This window comes from Methylorubrum podarium (assembly GCF_022179745.1).
GTDB lineage: Bacteria > Pseudomonadota > Alphaproteobacteria > Rhizobiales > Beijerinckiaceae > Methylobacterium > Methylobacterium podarium.
In genome coordinates, this window is sequence record NZ_BPRD01000214.1 from 1 (window position 1) to 16,153 (window position 16,153).

Sequence of the window (16,153 nt, forward strand, 5' to 3'; positions counted from 1 at the left end):
CGCGCATGATGTACATGCTGGATCTCTTTGAGCTTCACATGCCGGATCCGACCGCCACGATGTGCAAGGATCAGATCAGCCGGCAACTGTCATTCTACCCACATTTCAAGCTGCTTGAGGGGCTCGTGGATGATCCGGCCCTGCTAGAGCAGGTCGAAGGGCCGTTCTGCTTCGCCCATTACGACCTTGGGTTCATTCCGAAGGGTGTCGAATTTATTTGGGACCGATTGCAGCCGGGATGCCCGCTGGTTCTTGATAACTACGGCCACCTCGCCGTTAACCCTTGGGAGTTCGATGACTTCTTTTCGGCGAGGGGCGCCCATGTGATCCGGCTTCCATGGTCCGAGCAGGGCATCGTCTTCAAACCGCGGTAGTAGTCAGCCCGGGGGGCGCTTCATGGACCGCCCCCCACGCAGGATGGCGCGGTAGTAGCTAAATGCACGAGCCGGCAGTCGTCTTCACGTAGATGTTGCCGGCGGTGTCTGCGCAGACCGTCCCCTTTACCGATCCGCCAGCGGTCGGCAGCGACGGCGCGCTGATCCCGCCGGTTACAGCGAGCCCTCCGAGAACCTGAACCGGAGAGTTCCCCTGCCCGGACAGGTTAAGCGGGACATTCGCGTCGCTACCGGCAGCTCGGAGGACGGGGCCAAACCCGGCGGAGTTGCCTTGGAGGGTCACGTAGTTCGCCAGAGCCCCGCCGGCATCGAGCAGCCGAAGCGCTTGGCCGCGGCTGTTGCCGAGGTCGAGGAAGCTCGTTCCGGACGCCTGCACGCTCGCGGTAATGATGCCGGAATTCGTGATCAGAAGCCGGTTGTCGTTGAGGCGCAGCAGATTGTTCGTGGTGTCGTAGGCCATGCATGCGGAAAGAGCGTTTAGGCAAACCCTCTGGCCGCCGCCGGTCAGCATGGCGTACGGCATAGAGCCAAGCGTCGTGTTGACGCCGACCAGATGCGGGCCGCCGATCTGGATGCTGTTCTGCGCAAGCTGGATATAGGTCTGATCATTGACCGGCAGCTTGGAATCGAGGAAGTTTTCCGGCCCAATGCCGACGACCGCAGGAAACGGAATATCAGCTTTGGCCGACTGCTTCGAGGCGTAGCAATGAAGCTGCGGCGAGTAGGTTCCGCCGACGTATCCCGTCCACTGCGACGTGTCGCAGACGCCGGCGGCGACCACGCTGTCGCTGATCAGTTTCTCGGGCGAGAGCGTCCACTTCTTCGAGGTGGTGTCGATGCAGCCGACCGGCACCATCGTCTGGGTATCGCGCTCGCGCACGGCTAACTGTCGGCATGAGCCACTGCCCTGAAGGCCGATCTCGGGCAGGGTGAACGTCTGGGCGGGGGCCTGTGCCGTCACGGCGCCGAGGGCGGCGAGTGCGGCCAGGCCAAGGCGCAGCGAGCTGGTCATGTGAAGCCTCTTCACTTCGGCTGGAGGGCGGCGTCAGCGAGCAGGTCGGAGATCTGTACGTCGCTCAAATCAAGCGTGGACTGAACGAACGACAGCAGCGCGCAACCGAGCGTGACGAACGGTGTGGAGTTGAATGCGCGGTTGGTCGGGCTCGTCGAATCGGACGGCACCGCTGCCCGCACCGTCGCGGTGGAACCGGGGACGGCGACCTCGAGGGCGGCGAAGAACTGCCCCTGCGTCGGAGGCAGGGCGGAGACGATCTGGTCGCCGCTAATGTCGACGGTCACCGCCGTCCTAGGCGACCGATCTTCACGGTGCCGGATGGAGACCGCACGTCGATCGGGAACGTCGGGCGCAGGGGATAGCTCGGCATGGTAGGCCTCAGGCGAATTCAACCGGCTCGCAGAAGATCTCTTCCGTCTCCGGGCCGATGGTGACGGAGACCCGGACGTCGTAGAGGCCGGGATGCAGATCGAGCAGCGAGCCGGCCGGAAAGACCGCCTCGACGAGGCCGGGGTTCGACACGATGAGCGTGCCACCCGCGAGCGAAGCGGACATCACCGGCTCCGGATCAAGATTGCCCCAGCAGCCCCGATGCGGCGCCCGCGCCGTGACGGTGAGCAGCACCTCGGTGCAGGTCGAGAAATCAATCAGGCCCGCGTCCGAGATGTCGAGACGACCGCGCTCGTCGGCGCCACGGAAGACGTGCCGGAACCGCCACTGCCCGCGCCGGGAGACCGCGCCGAGCGTGTTCATGAAGGACGGCATCGGCGTCACAGCTTCATGTAGAAGGTGCCGAGCTGGGTCGGCGGGAGGTTCGAGAACAGCAGGCCTCCGCCGGGGTTCGGCTGCGACACGCCGAACGTTTTCGCAGCCGGGACACCGGTGTTGGCGTTCGCGAGACCTTGCTGCAGGTTCGACACGGTCACGGAGCCGGTGGCGGAGGACAGGGAGGCCGCGGCGAGCGTCTCGTGCGTGATGTAGCTGTGCGCCGGATAATCGACGGTCACCGAGCCGCCGGGCAACGTCGCCGGCAGGTTCTTGTTGGACAGGCCCGTCAGTGCGTCGCCGCCGATCTGGCCGGGCAGTTGCGCGTCGCCGAGCGCCGAGAACCGCGCGCCCGACACGGTGCCGGTCGAGCCAGCCGACGCCGCCTGTGAGAGAGTGATGGTGGTGCCGTTGATGTCCGTGATCGTGGTGCCGGCCGAGATGCCGGTCGCGATCACCGTCATGCCGATGGCCAGCCGCGCGGAGTTGAACACCGTCGCCGTGGCGGAGCCGGCGGTGAGCGTCAGGTCCGTGATGGTCTGGAGCCGACCGGCCGGGCTCGCGACCCCATGTCGTCGAGACCGGACTGGATGAGGCCCTGCATCGTCGGGATGACGATCGGCTTGCCGGCCGAGAAGTCGCTCGCCGCCGACGTGCCGCGCCCGCCGACGACGGAGGCGACGGTGTCCGAGAAGGTGTTCCAGAGGTAGGCGAAGGCCGCCGAGGCGGTGGCGGAGCCGAGCTCCGTCGCGCCGGAACCGGCGCCGCCGAGGGTGCGCCCGTTCATCTGCACCCAGCCCGGCATGATGCTGGCGTCCATGCGCCACTTCACGTCCCCGGTCGCGGCGATGGCGGTCGGATCGACGGTGCCGCCGTCGCCGTCGCCATCCGCCGTGGGAGGCACGGTGCCAAGACCGTCGTCGCGCCACAGAACGTCGCCATAAGGCCCGAACACCGCCTCGGCGTAGAGCGCCGACGGAAGGTAGATCCGGGGAAATCGGCCGGTCCCGTCCGCCTTCACGGGCTGCGCGAGCGGCTTCGTCAGGGCCGCGTCGGAGTAGACCGCGAGCGGCGTGGTCGTGCCCGCCTTGAAGAACGCCACGCGCGGGACAAGCAGCGGACGGCCCGAGGCGTCGAAGACCTGCTGCCGCGACAGCGGCCACGTCTCCGCCGCCGACGCGGCCGAGATCGCGCCGACGGCGAGCACCAGGGCTGCGGCGAGCGATTTGTGCATGGGGGAGCCTGAAACGACGAAGCCCCGCACGGGGGCGGGGCTTGGTCAGGGCCAGCGCGTAGGGCACGGCACGGTGATCAAATCGCGGGTTTTGCCTCAGGGGTCAAGGGGCGTCGGCTGGCGGCGGCGCGCGGACGTGCTACCGTGCCGCCATGCCCTCGACCCCGTCGCAGAAGCTCTGGTGCCTCGCACAGGCCGCGTTCATCGCGGCTCTGACCTACGGCATGTCCGTGCCGCCCGAGGGAAACCCTGCGCCGATCAACCCGGCGCAGGTCGTCGTCAGCTTCGGGGTCTCGGTGATCATGGCGGCGTTCCTCACCGCTCTGGCCACCCGGCTATGGGATCGCGCGCACCTTCACCTGAAGGGGACCGCGGTCCTCGCGGGAGCCGCTGCCGGCGCCGCGGGCGCCGAGCACCACGAGCCGGTTCAGGAGCGCGATCGTATCGGCTCCGGGCTTGGCGTTCGCGAGATCCGCAAGACGCCGTCCTCCCTCTGGCGTGGTCAGCAGCGCGGCTAAGCGGTCGACGTTCCGGCCCGCCTGCCAGTCCTCGATGCCCTGCGCGATCCGCTTCGGCAGGTTGAGGCCGCCGGTTGCGAGCGCCTTGTTGGCCTCCCCGCCGAGACTGCCCTTGCGCAGATCCGCCAGCGCCTCGTTGTTGAACGAGGTCCGCGAGCCGACACCCTGACGGGTGCCGGTGGCCTCGAAGATGTCGAGCAGGCGGGAGAAGCCAGCCGCCACGCGCTCGCCGTCGGGCAGGGCGCGGATCGCGGCGAAGACGTTCTCGCCGGCCAGATCGTTGCCTCGGATGCCGGCCGCGAACTTGGCCCCGCCCGCCTGATTGGCGCCGCTCTGGAGATCCTTGGTCTTCGCCGCGAACTCGGTCCCGAGATAGGTCCGGACGAGCTCGCGCGCCGCCAGCGGATTGCTGCGCGAGATCGCGCCGACCGCGGCCCCGACGTCGGCCGAGGAGCCCTCGACCGGCTTGACCGGGAACAGCGCGTCGATCGCGCCCTTCATGTCCGGACGCTCCGCGATCCGGCCGAGCGGTGAGCGCTCCACGGCCTCGCGACCCTGATGGGCGAGGGCGAGACGCTGGAGCCGCCCGCGCGCCTCCGGCAGCAGGGCGAGCAGGTCCTCGTTCTGGCGCATCGCGGCGCGGATCCGCTCCGCCGTGGCGCCGCCCTGTCCACTCACCCCATCAAGGATGCGCGTCACCTCGCGGGCCGCGAACGCGTTGCGCGCCGCAGGAGTGGCGTTGGCCAGGAACTCGCGGGCTGCGGTCGCACCCTCAAGGTGGGACGGCACCTGCTCCGTCGGCGTCGCCATCCGGCGGGTGAGCGGGTTGCGCTGCGTGACCCGGCCGAGCGGCGCGTTGCCGGCGAACGGCTCCAGCGGGCGGCTGTTGGCGGCGAAGTTCGCGTCCGCTGTCGCCACCTCGGGCGCGACCTTGAGCTGCTCATCGAGCGCGGCGCGCACGGACTGGAGATCGCGCACCTTCGTGGCGTCGCCGTCCTCGCGCGCTCGGGTGAGCCGCTGGTCGAGCCGCTCGCGGGCATGCAGTAGCCCCTCGATCGACAGGTCGGTCTCTCGCACGCCCGACACGGGATCGGTGCCGTGTTCGAGGAAGTCGCGGCGGACCTGCTCCAGTTCGGCCCGGACGTCGCCCTTGGCGGTGCGCGCCTGCCGGTCGAGCGCGTCGAGCGCGGCTTGCGGGTTCACCTGCCCGAACCGCGGCGCGGAGATCTCCTCCGTCACCGTCGTCGGCACCATGCGAGAGGACGGCCCGCTCGCGGGCTCTTTCGCTGCCATCACGGTCCGCTCGTAGGCCGTGAGCGGGTCCGCCACGTCGCCGCGCATCAGCAGGCCTTGGCCCGCATCGCGGGCACCGTCGAGTGGTTGATCCGCCAATACCGGGAATCGCGCGCCTGGACGGATCTCGCCGCCAAGACGCGAGAGAGCGCCGCCTATGACCTGAAGGCGTGCGAGGAGCGATGGGGCTCGACGCTGCTGACCATCGTCGAGAACCCACGCAGCCGGCCGGCCTTCCTGAAGTGGCACGACACGCTGGCCGAGAAGCACCCCAAGGCGGCCGACGCGAAGCTCGGGCGGTTGGCGCGGGTATTCGCCTGGGGCGTCGATCGAGGCCACATCCGGCACAACCCGGTCGCCAGCTTCGAGCGCGCCTACCGCTCGGACCGAGCCGAGATGATCTGGATGCCGGAGCATGTCGCCGCGTTCGAGGCGGCGGCCTCACCGGAGATCCGGCTGGCGATGATGCTCGCTCTTCACACCGGCCAACGTCAGGTCGACCTCCTGACGCTGCCGTGGTCGGCTTGGGACGGTACGGCGGTGACCGTTCGCAGCCAGAGCAAGAGCCGCCGCCTCGTCTACGTGCCGGCGACGCGCGCCTTGAAGGCGGCGCTCGACGAGGCACCGCGGCGCGCTACGACGATCCTGGTCGCGCCCCGCGGCACGGCTTGGCGCAAGCGGCACTTCCATGAGCTGTGGAGCGAGGCGTTCGCGGCGGCGAAGATCGCCGAGGATCTGCACTTCCACGACCTGCGCGGAACGGCCGTCACGATGCTGGCGGAGGCGGGATGCACGGTGCCGGAGAACGCGACCATCACGGGCCACTCGCAGACGCACGCGCAGAAGATTTTGGACTGCTATCTCGCCCGCACCCGGACGCTGGCCGAATCGGCGATCGCGAAGCTCGACGAACACCGCCGGAACAGAATTTTGCAAAACGCTCTGCAAAACGGCGGCGGGGCGAAAGGCTGAACCCGCCCTAAGTCGTTGGCAAGTAATGGTCGGAGTGGCCGGACTTGAACCGACGACCCCCTGTCCCCCAGACAGGTGCGCTACCGGGCTGCGCTACACTCCGAAACCCTTGTCGGGCTCGCGGCTCATAGCCGTCCGTCCCGGGCAGCGCAACCCCTTCCGCTCCCCTTCCGCTCCCCTTGGGCAGCGAAGCGCGCGCCGAACGCCGCCGAGCCCATGATGGGGACGAAAGCGCATCTTTCCCTTGGATTTGACACGGCGCATTGTTCGACCGCACGGCATCCAGCACGACCGCAGGCACGGACGATGCGCCCGCCCTTCGTGGAGGGCACCCCACGGTCCGCAGCGGGACAACCTAAGAGAAAAATTCTGCTGCTCTTCTCAAGCGCGGCTCAGCGATCTATCGTGATGAGAGAGCGATCCTTTTGTCCGGCCATGTCTAGAAAATCACTCGACCTGACGTTGGAAATCCTCAAATCGCTCGACCGAGCGCATTCGCGCGAGGATATCCTGCGGGCCATCATGCCGCGGCTGAACGCCCTCGGCATTGAATACATCATCTCGGCCATGATTCCGCTGAAGCGCCTTCCGGCGCGGACGCAGAAGAACTACGTCATCCTCGAGAATACGTCCGACGAGTGGAACCGGCTCTACTTTTCGAAGGGCTACATGTATGCGGACCCGATCGTGCAGACGACCCTGTCCAGCACGACCGGCTTCCACTGGTCCGAGGTCGAGCCCCAGGGCGTGATCGACCCTCGCTCGCGGCAGGTGATGAACGAGGCGGGCGAGTTCGGCCTCAAGGACGGCTTCACCGTGCCGCTCGCCACGCTGGAGGAGGAGCGCGGCGGCCTCACCTTCGCCGGCCGGCAACTCGACATCAGCCCGGGACAGCGCGGGATGCTGACCCTGCTCGCCTCCTACGTGGTCGGGCAGACGCTGCTCATCGACAACGGCCCCAGCGAGCGCCGGATGGGACTGACCCCGCGCGAGCGCGAGAGCCTGCAATGGGTCGCCGAGGGCAAGACCGATTGGGAGATCGGTGAGCTGATGGGCATCTCCCGGCACGGCGTCGATTTCCACCTGCGCTCCGCCCGGATGAAGCTCGGCTGCGTCTCGCGCACCCAGGCGGTGGCCGAGGGGTTCCGGCGCGGGCTGATCGTGTGACCGGTCGCGGCGCCCGCGGGGCCGGGCCTTCGCGTCAGGAGCGGTGATTCGCCTGAAGCCCGGGCGGCGTCGCGCGCGAGACCCGGCTCGACCGGGACGCCGGACACGATCCAGGGCGAAGCGCACCAGTCCGAGCGGCGGCCGGCTCCTTACGAAAAAGACAATGCAAAATTGAATGTCCGGCGCATCCTCCGCGGTGCGATCACCGGACTGTCGGCCTGGAGTCGCGCCCTCGTCCGGCGATGCTGACGATCGAGCGCATACAGGGGATGATCACGCAGGATTGATCGGCTTCGAGCGCGGGTTCGCGCGAAACTCACCTGTAACCGACAATTTCTGTATTGTTTTCGACATACAATCCAAGATAGAGACCTCGGCGGCGCGGGCCCCGGTATGCTGTCACGAGCGCTCGCATTTCGTCTCACCTCCCGAACTGCACACAGCTCTTCGAACGAAAACCTACGGGTTCTCGTAGTGCCGCCACACGGCTGAATTTGGGACGAACACCTCAGCTTTCTGAAGAGGTGTTCCGATGATCCACGTCGTGACCGCGGAGAACATGCAGGACTATGCCGGTGCTCTCGATCAAGCCTTCCGCCTGAGACACCGGGTCTTCGTCGAGGAGCTGGGCTGGTCCAACCTCGCCCGTCCCGACCGGCGGGAGATCGACGAGTTCGACGACGAGCACGCCGTCCATCTGCTCGCTCTCGACGAGGACGAGGCCGTCATCGGGTATTCGCGCCTGCTGCCGACCACCCGGCCGTACCTGCTGCCGATGGTGCTGCCGCAGCTCTGCGAGGGCGCGGCGCCGTCGGGTGCGCATATCGTCGAGTGGGGCCGCATCTGCGTCGCCGAATCGGCGCGCACCTCGGGCCGGCGGCTCAACCCGACGGCCCTGGCCCTGATGACGGCGATCGTCGAGTGGGGCCTGCCGCGGGGAATCACCAGCTTCGTCTCCGAGATGCCGACGAGCTGGATCCTGCGCCTCCTCCAGCTGCATCTGCGCGCCATCCCCCTCGGCCTGCCGCACGAGATCGAGGGCGAGGAGATCGTCGCGGTCGAAGCGGCCTTCGACCGCCGGTCGCTGCGCCAGCTCCAGAACAAGCGCGGCGACATCCGCTCCGTCCTGGCTCCGCCGCGGACCAGCGTCGCCCGCCTCGCCTCCTGAGACGCCGGGCGCCGCGGCCGGCCGCGGCGCCCCAGCACCACCATCAGCCTGACGCATCTCGCGCGGGGAGCAGGACCTTGAAACGCAGACGCAGTGACACCCGGCGCGGGACAGCCCCGGTCTTCGCCCGAACGCTGGCGAAATCCGAGATCGTCGGAACCTGGGAATGGGATCCGGCGACCGGCCATTTCCTCCTCGACGAGGGAGCCGCCGAACGCATGGCGGGCGATGTCCGCCTCGCTGGGCTTCCCCTGCGCAGCGAGCGGGCGACGGCCGGCCTCGGCACGGCGGAGGCCGCCCGCTTCCTCGGCGACGTGGGCCGCGCGGCGGAGCAGGAGGACGACGTCGCGGTCGATCTCTGGGTCGCCTCCGCGACCGGACCCGCGCGCAAGGTCCTGTGCCGCGGCCGGATCCATCGCGATGCGCGGCGACAGCCCGTTCGCGGGGAGGGGACCCTGGTCGAGCGCGCCGATCCCGGCGCCGGGACGCGGAGCTTGCGCGAACTGAAGCGCGCGGCCGCGGCCGAGGCCATCGACGAGGCCGCCGAACTCCTCATCGCGGCCCGCCGGGCGATCGATGCGAGCGGCAAGCCCCGGCTGCGCCAACTCATCGACGTCCTCCTGCTGGAGGTCGGCCGGGAGATCGCGAACCATAGCGGTGCGACCGAGTCGCCGTCTCACTAGATCCAGGAGGGGAGGGACGCCGGTCGCCAGGGCGACGAATTCCGGTCTATGCAGCGGCCCATGCAAGCCTGCCTCGCCATCGACCTGACCCGCCTCATCACCCGGCTCCGCCACGCCAGCCCCACCGGCATCGACCGGGTCGATCTCGCCTATGCCCGGCACGTCCTGAACCAGGGCGCGGAGGGCACCCGCTTCGGGCTCGTCTCGACGGCACTGGGTCCGCGGGTCCTCGACCGGGAGACGGCGCGCGGCATCGTCGAGGCGGTCGCCGCGGGCTGGGTCGAGGACGTGACCGCCGCGGCGGATCCGGTCTTCCAGGCGCTCGCGTCCTCCCTCGCTGCCGACCCGGCCGCCGACGGCCGCCCGGCGCCGCGGGCGGGCAGGCGCCGGGGGGAGGGGGGGCTCGACCGACGCCGCCTCCAGGCCGAGACCGCCCTGCGGGTGCTGCGTTCCGGCGGCCCCGAGCGGCTGCCCGAGGGCACGATCTACCTGCACACCTCGCATCTGCGCCTCGACCGGCCCGAGCGCTTCGACTGGCTCTACACCCGGCGCGACGTGCGGGCGGTCTTCTTCGTCCATGACCTGATCCCGATCTCCCATCCGGAATACGGCCGGCCGGGGGAGGCCGCGCGCCACGGGCTGCGGATGGAGACCGTCGCGCGCCACGCCGCGCACGTGCTGGTGAATTCGAGCGATGTCGGCGCCCGCTTCACGGACTACGCCCGCCGGCGGGGGCTGGGCGCGAAACCGGTGACGGTCGCCCCGCTCGGCGTCGAGCCCGTCTTCTCGGGCGGCGTCGGCGAGTCGGCCCTGCCGCGGCTCGCACGGCCGACCTTCCTCGTCTGCGGCACCATCGAGCCGCGCAAGAACCACCTGCTTCTGCTCAACCTCTGGCGCGATCTGGCCGGACGCCTGGGCGCGGAGACGCCGCGGCTCGTCCTGGTCGGGCGGCGCGGCTGGGAGATCGAGAACGTCGCCGACATGCTCGACCGCTGCGAGGCCATCCGTCCGCATGTCGGCGAGGTGGTCGGCCTGTCCACCCACGGCCTCGCGGCACTGATGCGCGGCGCCACCGCCCTGCTGATGCCCTCCTTCATCGAGGGATACGGCCTGCCGGTGGTCGAGGCGGCGGCGAGCGGCCTCCCGGTCGTCGCCTCCGACATCCCGGTCCACCGCGAGATCGGCGGGCGATTCGCCCACCTCCTCGATCCGCTCGACGGACCGGGCTGGCGACAGGCCGTCGAAGCCCTGAGCGAGCCGGGCTCCCGGCTCCGGGCGGCGTTGGCGGACCGCCTCGCCGGTTACGAGCCGCCGGGCTGGGCGGCGCATTTCGAGCGCGTCGATGCGGCGCTCGCCGGCCTGCCGCCGGCCGGCGTGCCGATGTTGCGCCGCGGGGGCGAGAGGACTTAAGAGACTCGCACGCGTTTCGATCCGCCCCTTCGGCGGCGGCCCTCTCTGGAAAGATCGGTTGCGATGAAGGTGGTCGACCTCGACCGCGAGACGGTCAAGCAGGGCTTGGCGGACGGCTCGCTGCTGCTCATCGACGTGCGCGAGGATCACGAATTCGCCCGCGGGCGCATTCCCGGCTCGGTCTCGCACCCGCTCTCGACCTTCGACCCCGCGGTGCTCAAGGCGCTGATCGAGGCCGATGGGCGGCGGCCGGTCTTCTCCTGCGCCTCGGGCGTGCGCTCGATCCACGCCATCGCCGCGGCGCAGCAGAACGGGCTCGACGTCAGCGAGCATTACGCTGGCGCCTTCAAGGATTGGTACGCCGCGGGTGAGCCGGTTGAAGCGTAATTCAGGCACGTCTGCGTTGCAGAGCGTCTGACCGTTCCTTCCAAGACAGACCGTCATGTGCGCGAGCGCACGCCCCACACTCGGTTGCGGGGACTAGGCCGCGCCATGCAGGGAACCGAATGATGCGTAGCCTTAGGCCTCTTCTTCTCGCCACACCGCTGATCGCCTCCGCGCTGCTGGCTGCCGGGCCTGCCGGCGCGCAGATGCCGGGCGCGCCGCCCCCCGGCGTGACCGTCGCCAAGCCGGTGGTGCGGGAGATCGTCGAGCAGGACCAGTATACCGGCCGCTTCGATCCGATCGAGTTCGTCGAGGTGCGCGCCCGGGTGACCGGCTACCTCGACAAGATCATGTTCCAGGACGGCGCGAACGTGAAGAAGGGCGAGGTGCTCTTCGTCATCGACCGCCGGCCCTACAAGGCGGCGCTGGAGCAGGCCCAGGCGGCGCTCACCTCGGCCAAGGCGCGCCTCTCCTTCACCCAGACGGATCTGGAGCGCGCCCAGGTGCTCTCTCGCGGCGGGAACATCTCCGAGCAGGTGACCGACCAGCGCCGTCAGGCATCGCAGACCGCCCAAGCCGACGTGGACAGCGCGGAGGCGGCGCTCCGCAACGCCCAGCTCAACTTCGACTTCACCGAGGTGAAGTCGCCGATCAACGGGCGGATCAGCCAGCGCCTCGTCACCGAGGGCAACATCGTCAGCACCGACCAGACGATCCTGGCCCGGATCGTCTCGCTCGATCCGATCTATTTCGGCTTCACCGTCGATGAGCGCTCGTTCCTGAAGTACCAGGGCTCGCTCGGCATCGGCATGGGGCAGATGCAGCGCGGCAAGGGGGCTCCGGTGCAGATCGCCCTGTCCGGCGAGGAGAAGCCGACCCGCAAGGGGACGCTCGACTTCGTCGACAACCGGGTCGACTTCCAGACCGGCACGATGCTCCTGCGCGCCACCGTCGAGAACCCCGACGGGTTCATCAAGCCGGGCCTGTTCGGCATCGTCGCCATGCCCGCGACCAAACCCTTCCAGGGCATCCTGATCCCCGACGAGGCGGTCTCGGCCAACCAGGACAAGCGCATCGTCTACGTGCTCGGCGAGGGCGACAAGGTCGCGGCGCGGACCGTGAAGCTCGGACCGATCGTCGACGGCTACCGCGTGGTCCGCGACGGCCTGAAGGGCGACGAGCTCGTGGTCGTCAACGGCGTCGCCAAGGTCCGCCCGGGCGCGCAGGTGAAGCCCGAGACGGTCGAGCTGCCCCCGACGAAGAAGTGAGACCGCGATGATGCCGCGCCGTCGCGGGGGCGAGGCGGGACGCGGACGAGAACGATTCGAGCGCCGACGCTCCCGGACCGACCGGGCAGCGCCGGCCTGGACGCAGACGGCAAGCCGCACGGGTCGCGCCAGCGCGCGCACCGGCCGGCGAGAGGTTTGAACGATGCGTTTCGCCCATTTCTTCGTCGACCGGCCGATCTTCGCTTCGGTCACGTCGATCGTCTTCCTGATCCTCGGCTTCGTCGCCTACGAGAAGCTGCCGGTCTCGCAATATCCCGAGATCGTGCCGCCGACCGTGACCGTGCGCGCGAGCTTCCCCGGCGCCAACGCCGAGACGGTGGCCGCCACGATCGCGACGCCGCTCGAACAGGAGATCAACGGCGTCGACAACATGCTCTACATGACGTCGTTGTCGACCAACGACGGCGCGATGCTGCTGACCGTGACCTTCAGGGTCGGCACCAACCTCGATATCGCCAACGTGCTGGTGCAGAATCGGCTCTCGGTGGCGCAGCCGCGCCTGCCGCCGGACGTGCGCAACCTCGGCGTGACCGTCCGCAAGGCCTCGCCCGACCTGATGCTGGTCGTGCACCTGCTCTCGCCCAAGCGCACCTACGACCAGAACTATCTGGCCAACTACATCTACCTCAACATCCGCGACGAGCTGCTGCGCCTCGACGGCGTCGGCGACATCTCGATCTTCGGCGGCAACGAGTACGCCGAGCGGATCTGGATCGACCCGCAGAAGATGGCCGCCTACGGCCTGACCACCACCGACGTGACGAGCGCGCTGCAGGAGCAGAACGTGCAGGTCGCCGCCGGCCAGCTCAACGGCCCGCCCGCCGCGCCGGGCGCCGCCTTCCAGCTCGTCGTGCAGTCGCAGGGGCGCTTCCAGACGCCGGAGGAGTTCGCCGACGTCATCGTCAAGGCGAGCGACGGGCGCCTCGTGCGCGTGCGCGACATCGCCCGCGTCGAGATGGGCCAGAAGGACTACACGACGAACTCCTTCCTCAACGACACCCCCGCGGTCGGCATCGGCGCCTTCCAGCGGCCGGGCACCAACGCGCTCGAGGCCGCGGAATCGGTCAAGGCGACGATGGAGCAGCTGAAGAAGAACTTCCCGCCAGACGTCGAGTACCGCATCGCCTACAACCCGACGGAGTTCATCGAGGAATCGATCCACGAGGTCTACAAGACCCTGTTCGAGGCGGTCCTCCTCGTCGTGATCGTGGTCCTCGTCTTCCTCCAGAGCTGGCGCACGGCGCTGATCCCGGTGATCGCGATCCCGGTCTCACTCGTCGGCACCTTCGCGGTGATGTCGGCGCTGGGCTTCTCGCTCAACAACCTGACCCTGTTCGGTCTCGTGCTCGCCATCGGCATCGTCGTCGACGACGCCATCGTCGTGGTGGAGAACGTCGAGCGCAACATCGAGGCCGGGCTCTCGCCGCGGGAGGCGAGCTATCAGGCGATGCGCGAGGTCTCGGGGCCGATCATCGCCATCGCCCTCGTGCTGGTGGCCGTCTTCGTGCCGCTCGCCTTCATCAGCGGCCTGACGGGCCAGTTCTACAAGCAGTTCGCGCTCACCATCGCGATCTCCACCGTGATCTCGGCGATCAACTCGCTGACCCTGTCCCCGGCCCTCTCGGCGCTGCTCCTGAAGGACCACCACGCGCCCAAGGACCGCCTGACCCGGATCCTCGACACGCTGCTCGGCTGGTTCTTCCGCCGGTTCAACCGCGCCTTCGGCCGCGCCTCGGACGGCTACGGGCGCGGCGTCGGCGGCGTCGTCTCGCGAAAGGGCGCGATGATGGTGCTCTACCTCGTGCTGGTCGGCGTGACCGTGGTGCTGTTCCAGAGGATCCCCGGCGGCTTCGTGCCGGGCCAGGACAAGCAGTACCTCGTCGGCTTCGCGCAGCTGCCGGACGGCGCCACCCTCGACCGGACCGAGGAGGTGATCCGCCGCATGAGCGAGATCGCCCTCAAGGAGCCCGGAGTCGAGAGCGCGGTGGCCTTTCCCGGCCTGTCGATCAACGGCTTCACCAACTCCTCGAATTCGGGAATCGTGTTCTCGACCCTGAAGCCGTTCGACGAGCGGAAAAGTCCGGGCTTGAGCGGGGCGGCGATCGCGCAGTCGCTCAACAAGAAGTACGCCGCGATCCCCGAGGCGTTCATCGCGATGTTCCCGCCCCCGCCCGTCAACGGGCTCGGGACCATCGGCGGCTTCAAGCTGCAGATCGAGGACCGGGCCGGCCTCGGCTACGAGGCGCTCAATGACGCCACCAAGGCGTTCATGGCCAAGGCGGCGCAGACGCCGGAACTCGTCGGCCTGTTCTCCAGCTTCCAGATGAACGTGCCGCAGCTCTTCGCCGACCTCGACCGGACCAAGGCGCGCCAGCTCCGCATCCCGGTGACGGACGTGTTCGACACGCTGCAGATCTATCTCGGCTCGCTCTACGTCAACGATTTCAACAAGTTCGGCCGCACCTACTCGGTCCGCGTCCAGGCCGACGCGCCGTTCCGGGCGCGCTCCGACGATGTGGGCTTGCTCAAGGTCCGCGCCGGCTCCGGCGAGATGGTGCCGCTCTCCGCCCTGCTGCGCGTGCGGCAGACCGCGGGACCGGAGCGGGCCATGCGCTACAACGGCTTCCTGTCGGCCGACATCAACGCGGGCGCGGCCCCCGGCTTCTCGTCGGGACAGGCCCAGGAAGCGGCGGCGCGCATCGCCGCCGAGACCCTGCCGCGGGGCTTCGCCTTCGAGTGGACCGACCTGACCTACCAGGAATTCATCGCCGGCAATTCCGGGATCTGGGTCTTCCCGCTGGCGCTGCTGCTGGTCTTCCTCGTGCTGGCGGCGCAGTACGAGAGCCTCACCCTGCCGCTGGCGATCCTGATGATCGTGCCGATGGGTCTGCTCGCGGCGATGTTCGGGGTCTGGCTGTCGGCGGGCGACAACAACGTCTTCACCCAGATCGGCCTGATCGTGCTGGTCGGCCTCTCGGCCAAGAACGCCATCCTGATCGTGGAATTCGCCCGCGAACTGGAATTTTCCGGCCGCACGCCCGTTCAGGCGGCAATCGAGGCGAGCCGCCTGCGCCTGCGCCCGATCCTGATGACGTCGATGGCCTTCATCATGGGCGTCCTGCCGCTGGTGACCGCGACCGGGGCCGGATCGGAGATGCGCAACGCCATGGGCGTCGCGGTGTTCTCCGGCATGATCGGCGTCACCGCCTTCGGCCTGTTCCTGACGCCGGTCTTCTACGTGCTGCTGCGCCGCCTGACCGGCAACAGGCCGCTCAAGCAGCATGGCGGGGACATGCGGGAGGCGCATCCGGACAGCATGGCCCACGCCGCGTGAGGGGGGATCTTCCGGGCACCCGCATCGTGCGGCAGGGTTTCAGAAACCGCTGCGAACGCGCAGATGCGTGTGGGTGCGGTTCGATGCGAACCCGTCCTCGTGCGCGTGGGCGGAGGTGTCCTGGATGACGGGGATGAGGTTGAGCGTGCCGTGCATGACGCCGCGTTCGAGGAACAGCTTCTCCGCGTAGGCCGACACGTCTCCGACGGGACCGCCCATCAGCGTCACGTCGATCGAGGTGGTGTGATCGATCGGGATCGACAGGGAGGCGACCGCCTGATCGTGACGGTCGAGCCGTCCCTGCGGCACGCGGGAGGCGAGGTTCCGCACCGACTGGTCGATCGTGCAGCTGACGACGCCGAAGCAGGGCGCGTCGGCCGGTGCCCCGGGCCGCGCGGACAGGCCTCGCCGCACGAGGTCGCGGATGGCTTCCGATCGGCTCCCCGCGCCCGTGCCGTCCATGTAGGCATCCAGCGCGGCGGCCAGATCGTCGTCGATGGCGATGGTCGTGCGCTGCATGTCCGTC

Annotated in this window: 15 protein-coding genes, 1 tRNA gene and 1 pseudogene; 9 read left to right on the forward strand and 8 right to left on the reverse strand. The window is 68.9% G+C overall.

Annotation, left to right across the window (positions count from 1 at the left end; all coding sequences use genetic code 11):
- A pseudogene (locus MFF42_RS11530) lies at positions 1 to 374 on the forward strand (hypothetical protein); the annotation flags it as partial.
- 58 nt (positions 375 to 432) lie between these two features.
- On the opposite strand, the gene MFF42_RS11535 reads toward MFF42_RS11530, so the two are convergent.
- The 6 genes from MFF42_RS11535 to MFF42_RS11560 form a co-directional block, all read right to left on the reverse strand.
- Entirely contained in the window at positions 433 to 1,407 is a 975-nt protein-coding gene (locus MFF42_RS11535; protein ID WP_238255877.1) for a hypothetical protein, read from the reverse strand.
- A gap of 11 nt (positions 1,408 to 1,418) precedes the next feature.
- Positions 1,419 to 1,694 carry a hypothetical protein gene (locus tag MFF42_RS11540; RefSeq protein ID WP_238255878.1) on the reverse strand — a complete coding sequence of 92 codons (276 nt, stop codon included), beginning with the start codon at positions 1,692 to 1,694 and terminating at the stop codon, positions 1,419 to 1,421.
- A gap of 94 nt (positions 1,695 to 1,788) precedes the next feature.
- Positions 1,789 to 2,175 carry a hypothetical protein gene (locus tag MFF42_RS11545; protein ID WP_238255879.1) on the reverse strand — a complete coding sequence of 129 codons (387 nt, stop codon included), beginning with the start codon at positions 2,173 to 2,175 and terminating at the stop codon, positions 1,789 to 1,791.
- Positions 2,176 to 2,180: 5 nt separating this feature from the next.
- Complete coding sequence (locus MFF42_RS11550; protein WP_238255880.1) at positions 2,181 to 2,639, reverse strand: hypothetical protein; 459 nt, start codon at positions 2,637 to 2,639, stop codon at positions 2,181 to 2,183.
- 59 nt (positions 2,640 to 2,698) lie between these two features.
- Positions 2,699 to 3,409 carry a hypothetical protein gene (locus tag MFF42_RS11555; RefSeq protein ID WP_238255881.1) on the reverse strand — a complete coding sequence of 237 codons (711 nt, stop codon included), beginning with the start codon at positions 3,407 to 3,409 and terminating at the stop codon, positions 2,699 to 2,701.
- A 335-nt stretch (positions 3,410 to 3,744) separates the two neighbouring features.
- Positions 3,745 to 5,319, reverse strand: a complete 1,575-nt coding sequence (locus MFF42_RS11560; RefSeq protein WP_238255882.1) for a hypothetical protein — start codon at positions 5,317 to 5,319, stop codon at positions 3,745 to 3,747.
- On the opposite strand from MFF42_RS11560, the gene MFF42_RS11565 reads away from it, so the two are divergent.
- Complete coding sequence (locus MFF42_RS11565; protein ID WP_238255883.1) at positions 5,308 to 6,192, forward strand: tyrosine-type recombinase/integrase; 885 nt, start codon at positions 5,308 to 5,310, stop codon at positions 6,190 to 6,192. The genes MFF42_RS11560 and MFF42_RS11565 overlap by 12 nt on opposite strands.
- Positions 6,193 to 6,218: 26 nt before the next feature.
- Here MFF42_RS11565 and MFF42_RS11570 read toward each other — a convergent pair.
- Positions 6,219 to 6,295: transfer RNA gene (locus MFF42_RS11570), tRNA-Pro, on the reverse strand.
- Positions 6,296 to 6,627: 332 nt separating this feature from the next.
- Between MFF42_RS11570 and MFF42_RS11575 the strand changes: the two genes are divergently transcribed.
- The 7 genes from MFF42_RS11575 to MFF42_RS11605 all read left to right on the forward strand — a co-directional run bounded on the left by MFF42_RS11575 (position 6,628) and on the right by MFF42_RS11605 (position 15,627).
- Positions 6,628 to 7,359 (forward strand): autoinducer binding domain-containing protein, encoded by a 732-nt coding sequence (locus MFF42_RS11575; RefSeq protein WP_238255884.1) that lies wholly within the window; start codon positions 6,628 to 6,630, stop codon positions 7,357 to 7,359.
- 532 nt (positions 7,360 to 7,891) lie between these two features.
- A complete protein-coding gene (locus tag MFF42_RS11580) occupies positions 7,892 to 8,527 on the forward strand; it encodes an acyl-homoserine-lactone synthase (RefSeq protein ID WP_238255885.1) in 636 nt (211 codons plus the stop codon).
- 77 nt (positions 8,528 to 8,604) lie between these two features.
- On the forward strand, positions 8,605 to 9,210 hold the full coding sequence (locus tag MFF42_RS11585) for a hypothetical protein (RefSeq protein WP_238255886.1): 606 nt from the start codon (positions 8,605 to 8,607) through the stop codon (positions 9,208 to 9,210).
- Between the two features lie 48 nt (positions 9,211 to 9,258).
- Positions 9,259 to 10,620, forward strand: a complete 1,362-nt coding sequence (locus tag MFF42_RS11590) for a glycosyltransferase family 4 protein (RefSeq protein WP_238255887.1) — start codon at positions 9,259 to 9,261, stop codon at positions 10,618 to 10,620.
- A 63-nt stretch (positions 10,621 to 10,683) separates the two neighbouring features.
- A complete protein-coding gene (locus tag MFF42_RS11595; protein WP_238255888.1) occupies positions 10,684 to 11,007 on the forward strand; it encodes a rhodanese-like domain-containing protein in 324 nt (107 codons plus the stop codon).
- A gap of 119 nt (positions 11,008 to 11,126) precedes the next feature.
- A complete protein-coding gene (locus MFF42_RS11600) occupies positions 11,127 to 12,272 on the forward strand; it encodes an efflux RND transporter periplasmic adaptor subunit (RefSeq protein ID WP_238255889.1) in 1,146 nt (381 codons plus the stop codon).
- A 163-nt stretch (positions 12,273 to 12,435) separates the two neighbouring features.
- Positions 12,436 to 15,627, forward strand: a complete 3,192-nt coding sequence (locus tag MFF42_RS11605; protein ID WP_238255890.1) for an efflux RND transporter permease subunit — start codon at positions 12,436 to 12,438, stop codon at positions 15,625 to 15,627.
- 39 nt (positions 15,628 to 15,666) lie between these two features.
- On the opposite strand, the gene nikR is transcribed toward MFF42_RS11605, so the two are convergent.
- Positions 15,667 to 16,146 carry a nickel-responsive transcriptional regulator NikR gene (gene nikR, locus MFF42_RS11610; protein ID WP_238255891.1) on the reverse strand — a complete coding sequence of 160 codons (480 nt, stop codon included), beginning with the start codon at positions 16,144 to 16,146 and terminating at the stop codon, positions 15,667 to 15,669.
- Positions 16,147 to 16,153 lie beyond the last annotated feature (7 nt).

Excerpts from the sequence above, each read along its gene's own strand:
- MFF42_RS11535 (WP_238255877.1), bottom strand. The coding sequence starts at position 1,407 with ATGACCAGCTCGCTGCGCCTTGGCCTGGCCGCACTCGCCGCCCTCGGC.
- MFF42_RS11545 (WP_238255879.1), bottom strand. The coding sequence starts at position 2,175 with ATGCCGTCCTTCATGAACACGCTCGGCGCGGTCTCCCGGCGCGGGCAG.
- MFF42_RS11550 (WP_238255880.1), bottom strand. The coding sequence starts at position 2,639 with ATGACGGTGATCGCGACCGGCATCTCGGCCGGCACCACGATCACGGAC.
- MFF42_RS11555 (WP_238255881.1), bottom strand. The coding sequence starts at position 3,409 with ATGCACAAATCGCTCGCCGCAGCCCTGGTGCTCGCCGTCGGCGCGATC.
- MFF42_RS11575 (WP_238255884.1), top strand. The coding sequence starts at position 6,628 with ATGTCTAGAAAATCACTCGACCTGACGTTGGAAATCCTCAAATCGCTC.
- MFF42_RS11580 (WP_238255885.1), top strand. The coding sequence starts at position 7,892 with ATGATCCACGTCGTGACCGCGGAGAACATGCAGGACTATGCCGGTGCT.
- MFF42_RS11590 (WP_238255887.1), top strand. The coding sequence starts at position 9,259 with ATGCAGCGGCCCATGCAAGCCTGCCTCGCCATCGACCTGACCCGCCTC.
- MFF42_RS11595 (WP_238255888.1), top strand. The coding sequence starts at position 10,684 with ATGAAGGTGGTCGACCTCGACCGCGAGACGGTCAAGCAGGGCTTGGCG.
- MFF42_RS11600 (WP_238255889.1), top strand. The coding sequence starts at position 11,127 with ATGATGCGTAGCCTTAGGCCTCTTCTTCTCGCCACACCGCTGATCGCC.
- MFF42_RS11605 (WP_238255890.1), top strand. The coding sequence starts at position 12,436 with ATGCGTTTCGCCCATTTCTTCGTCGACCGGCCGATCTTCGCTTCGGTC.
- nikR (WP_238255891.1), bottom strand. The coding sequence starts at position 16,146 with ATGCAGCGCACGACCATCGCCATCGACGACGATCTGGCCGCCGCGCTG.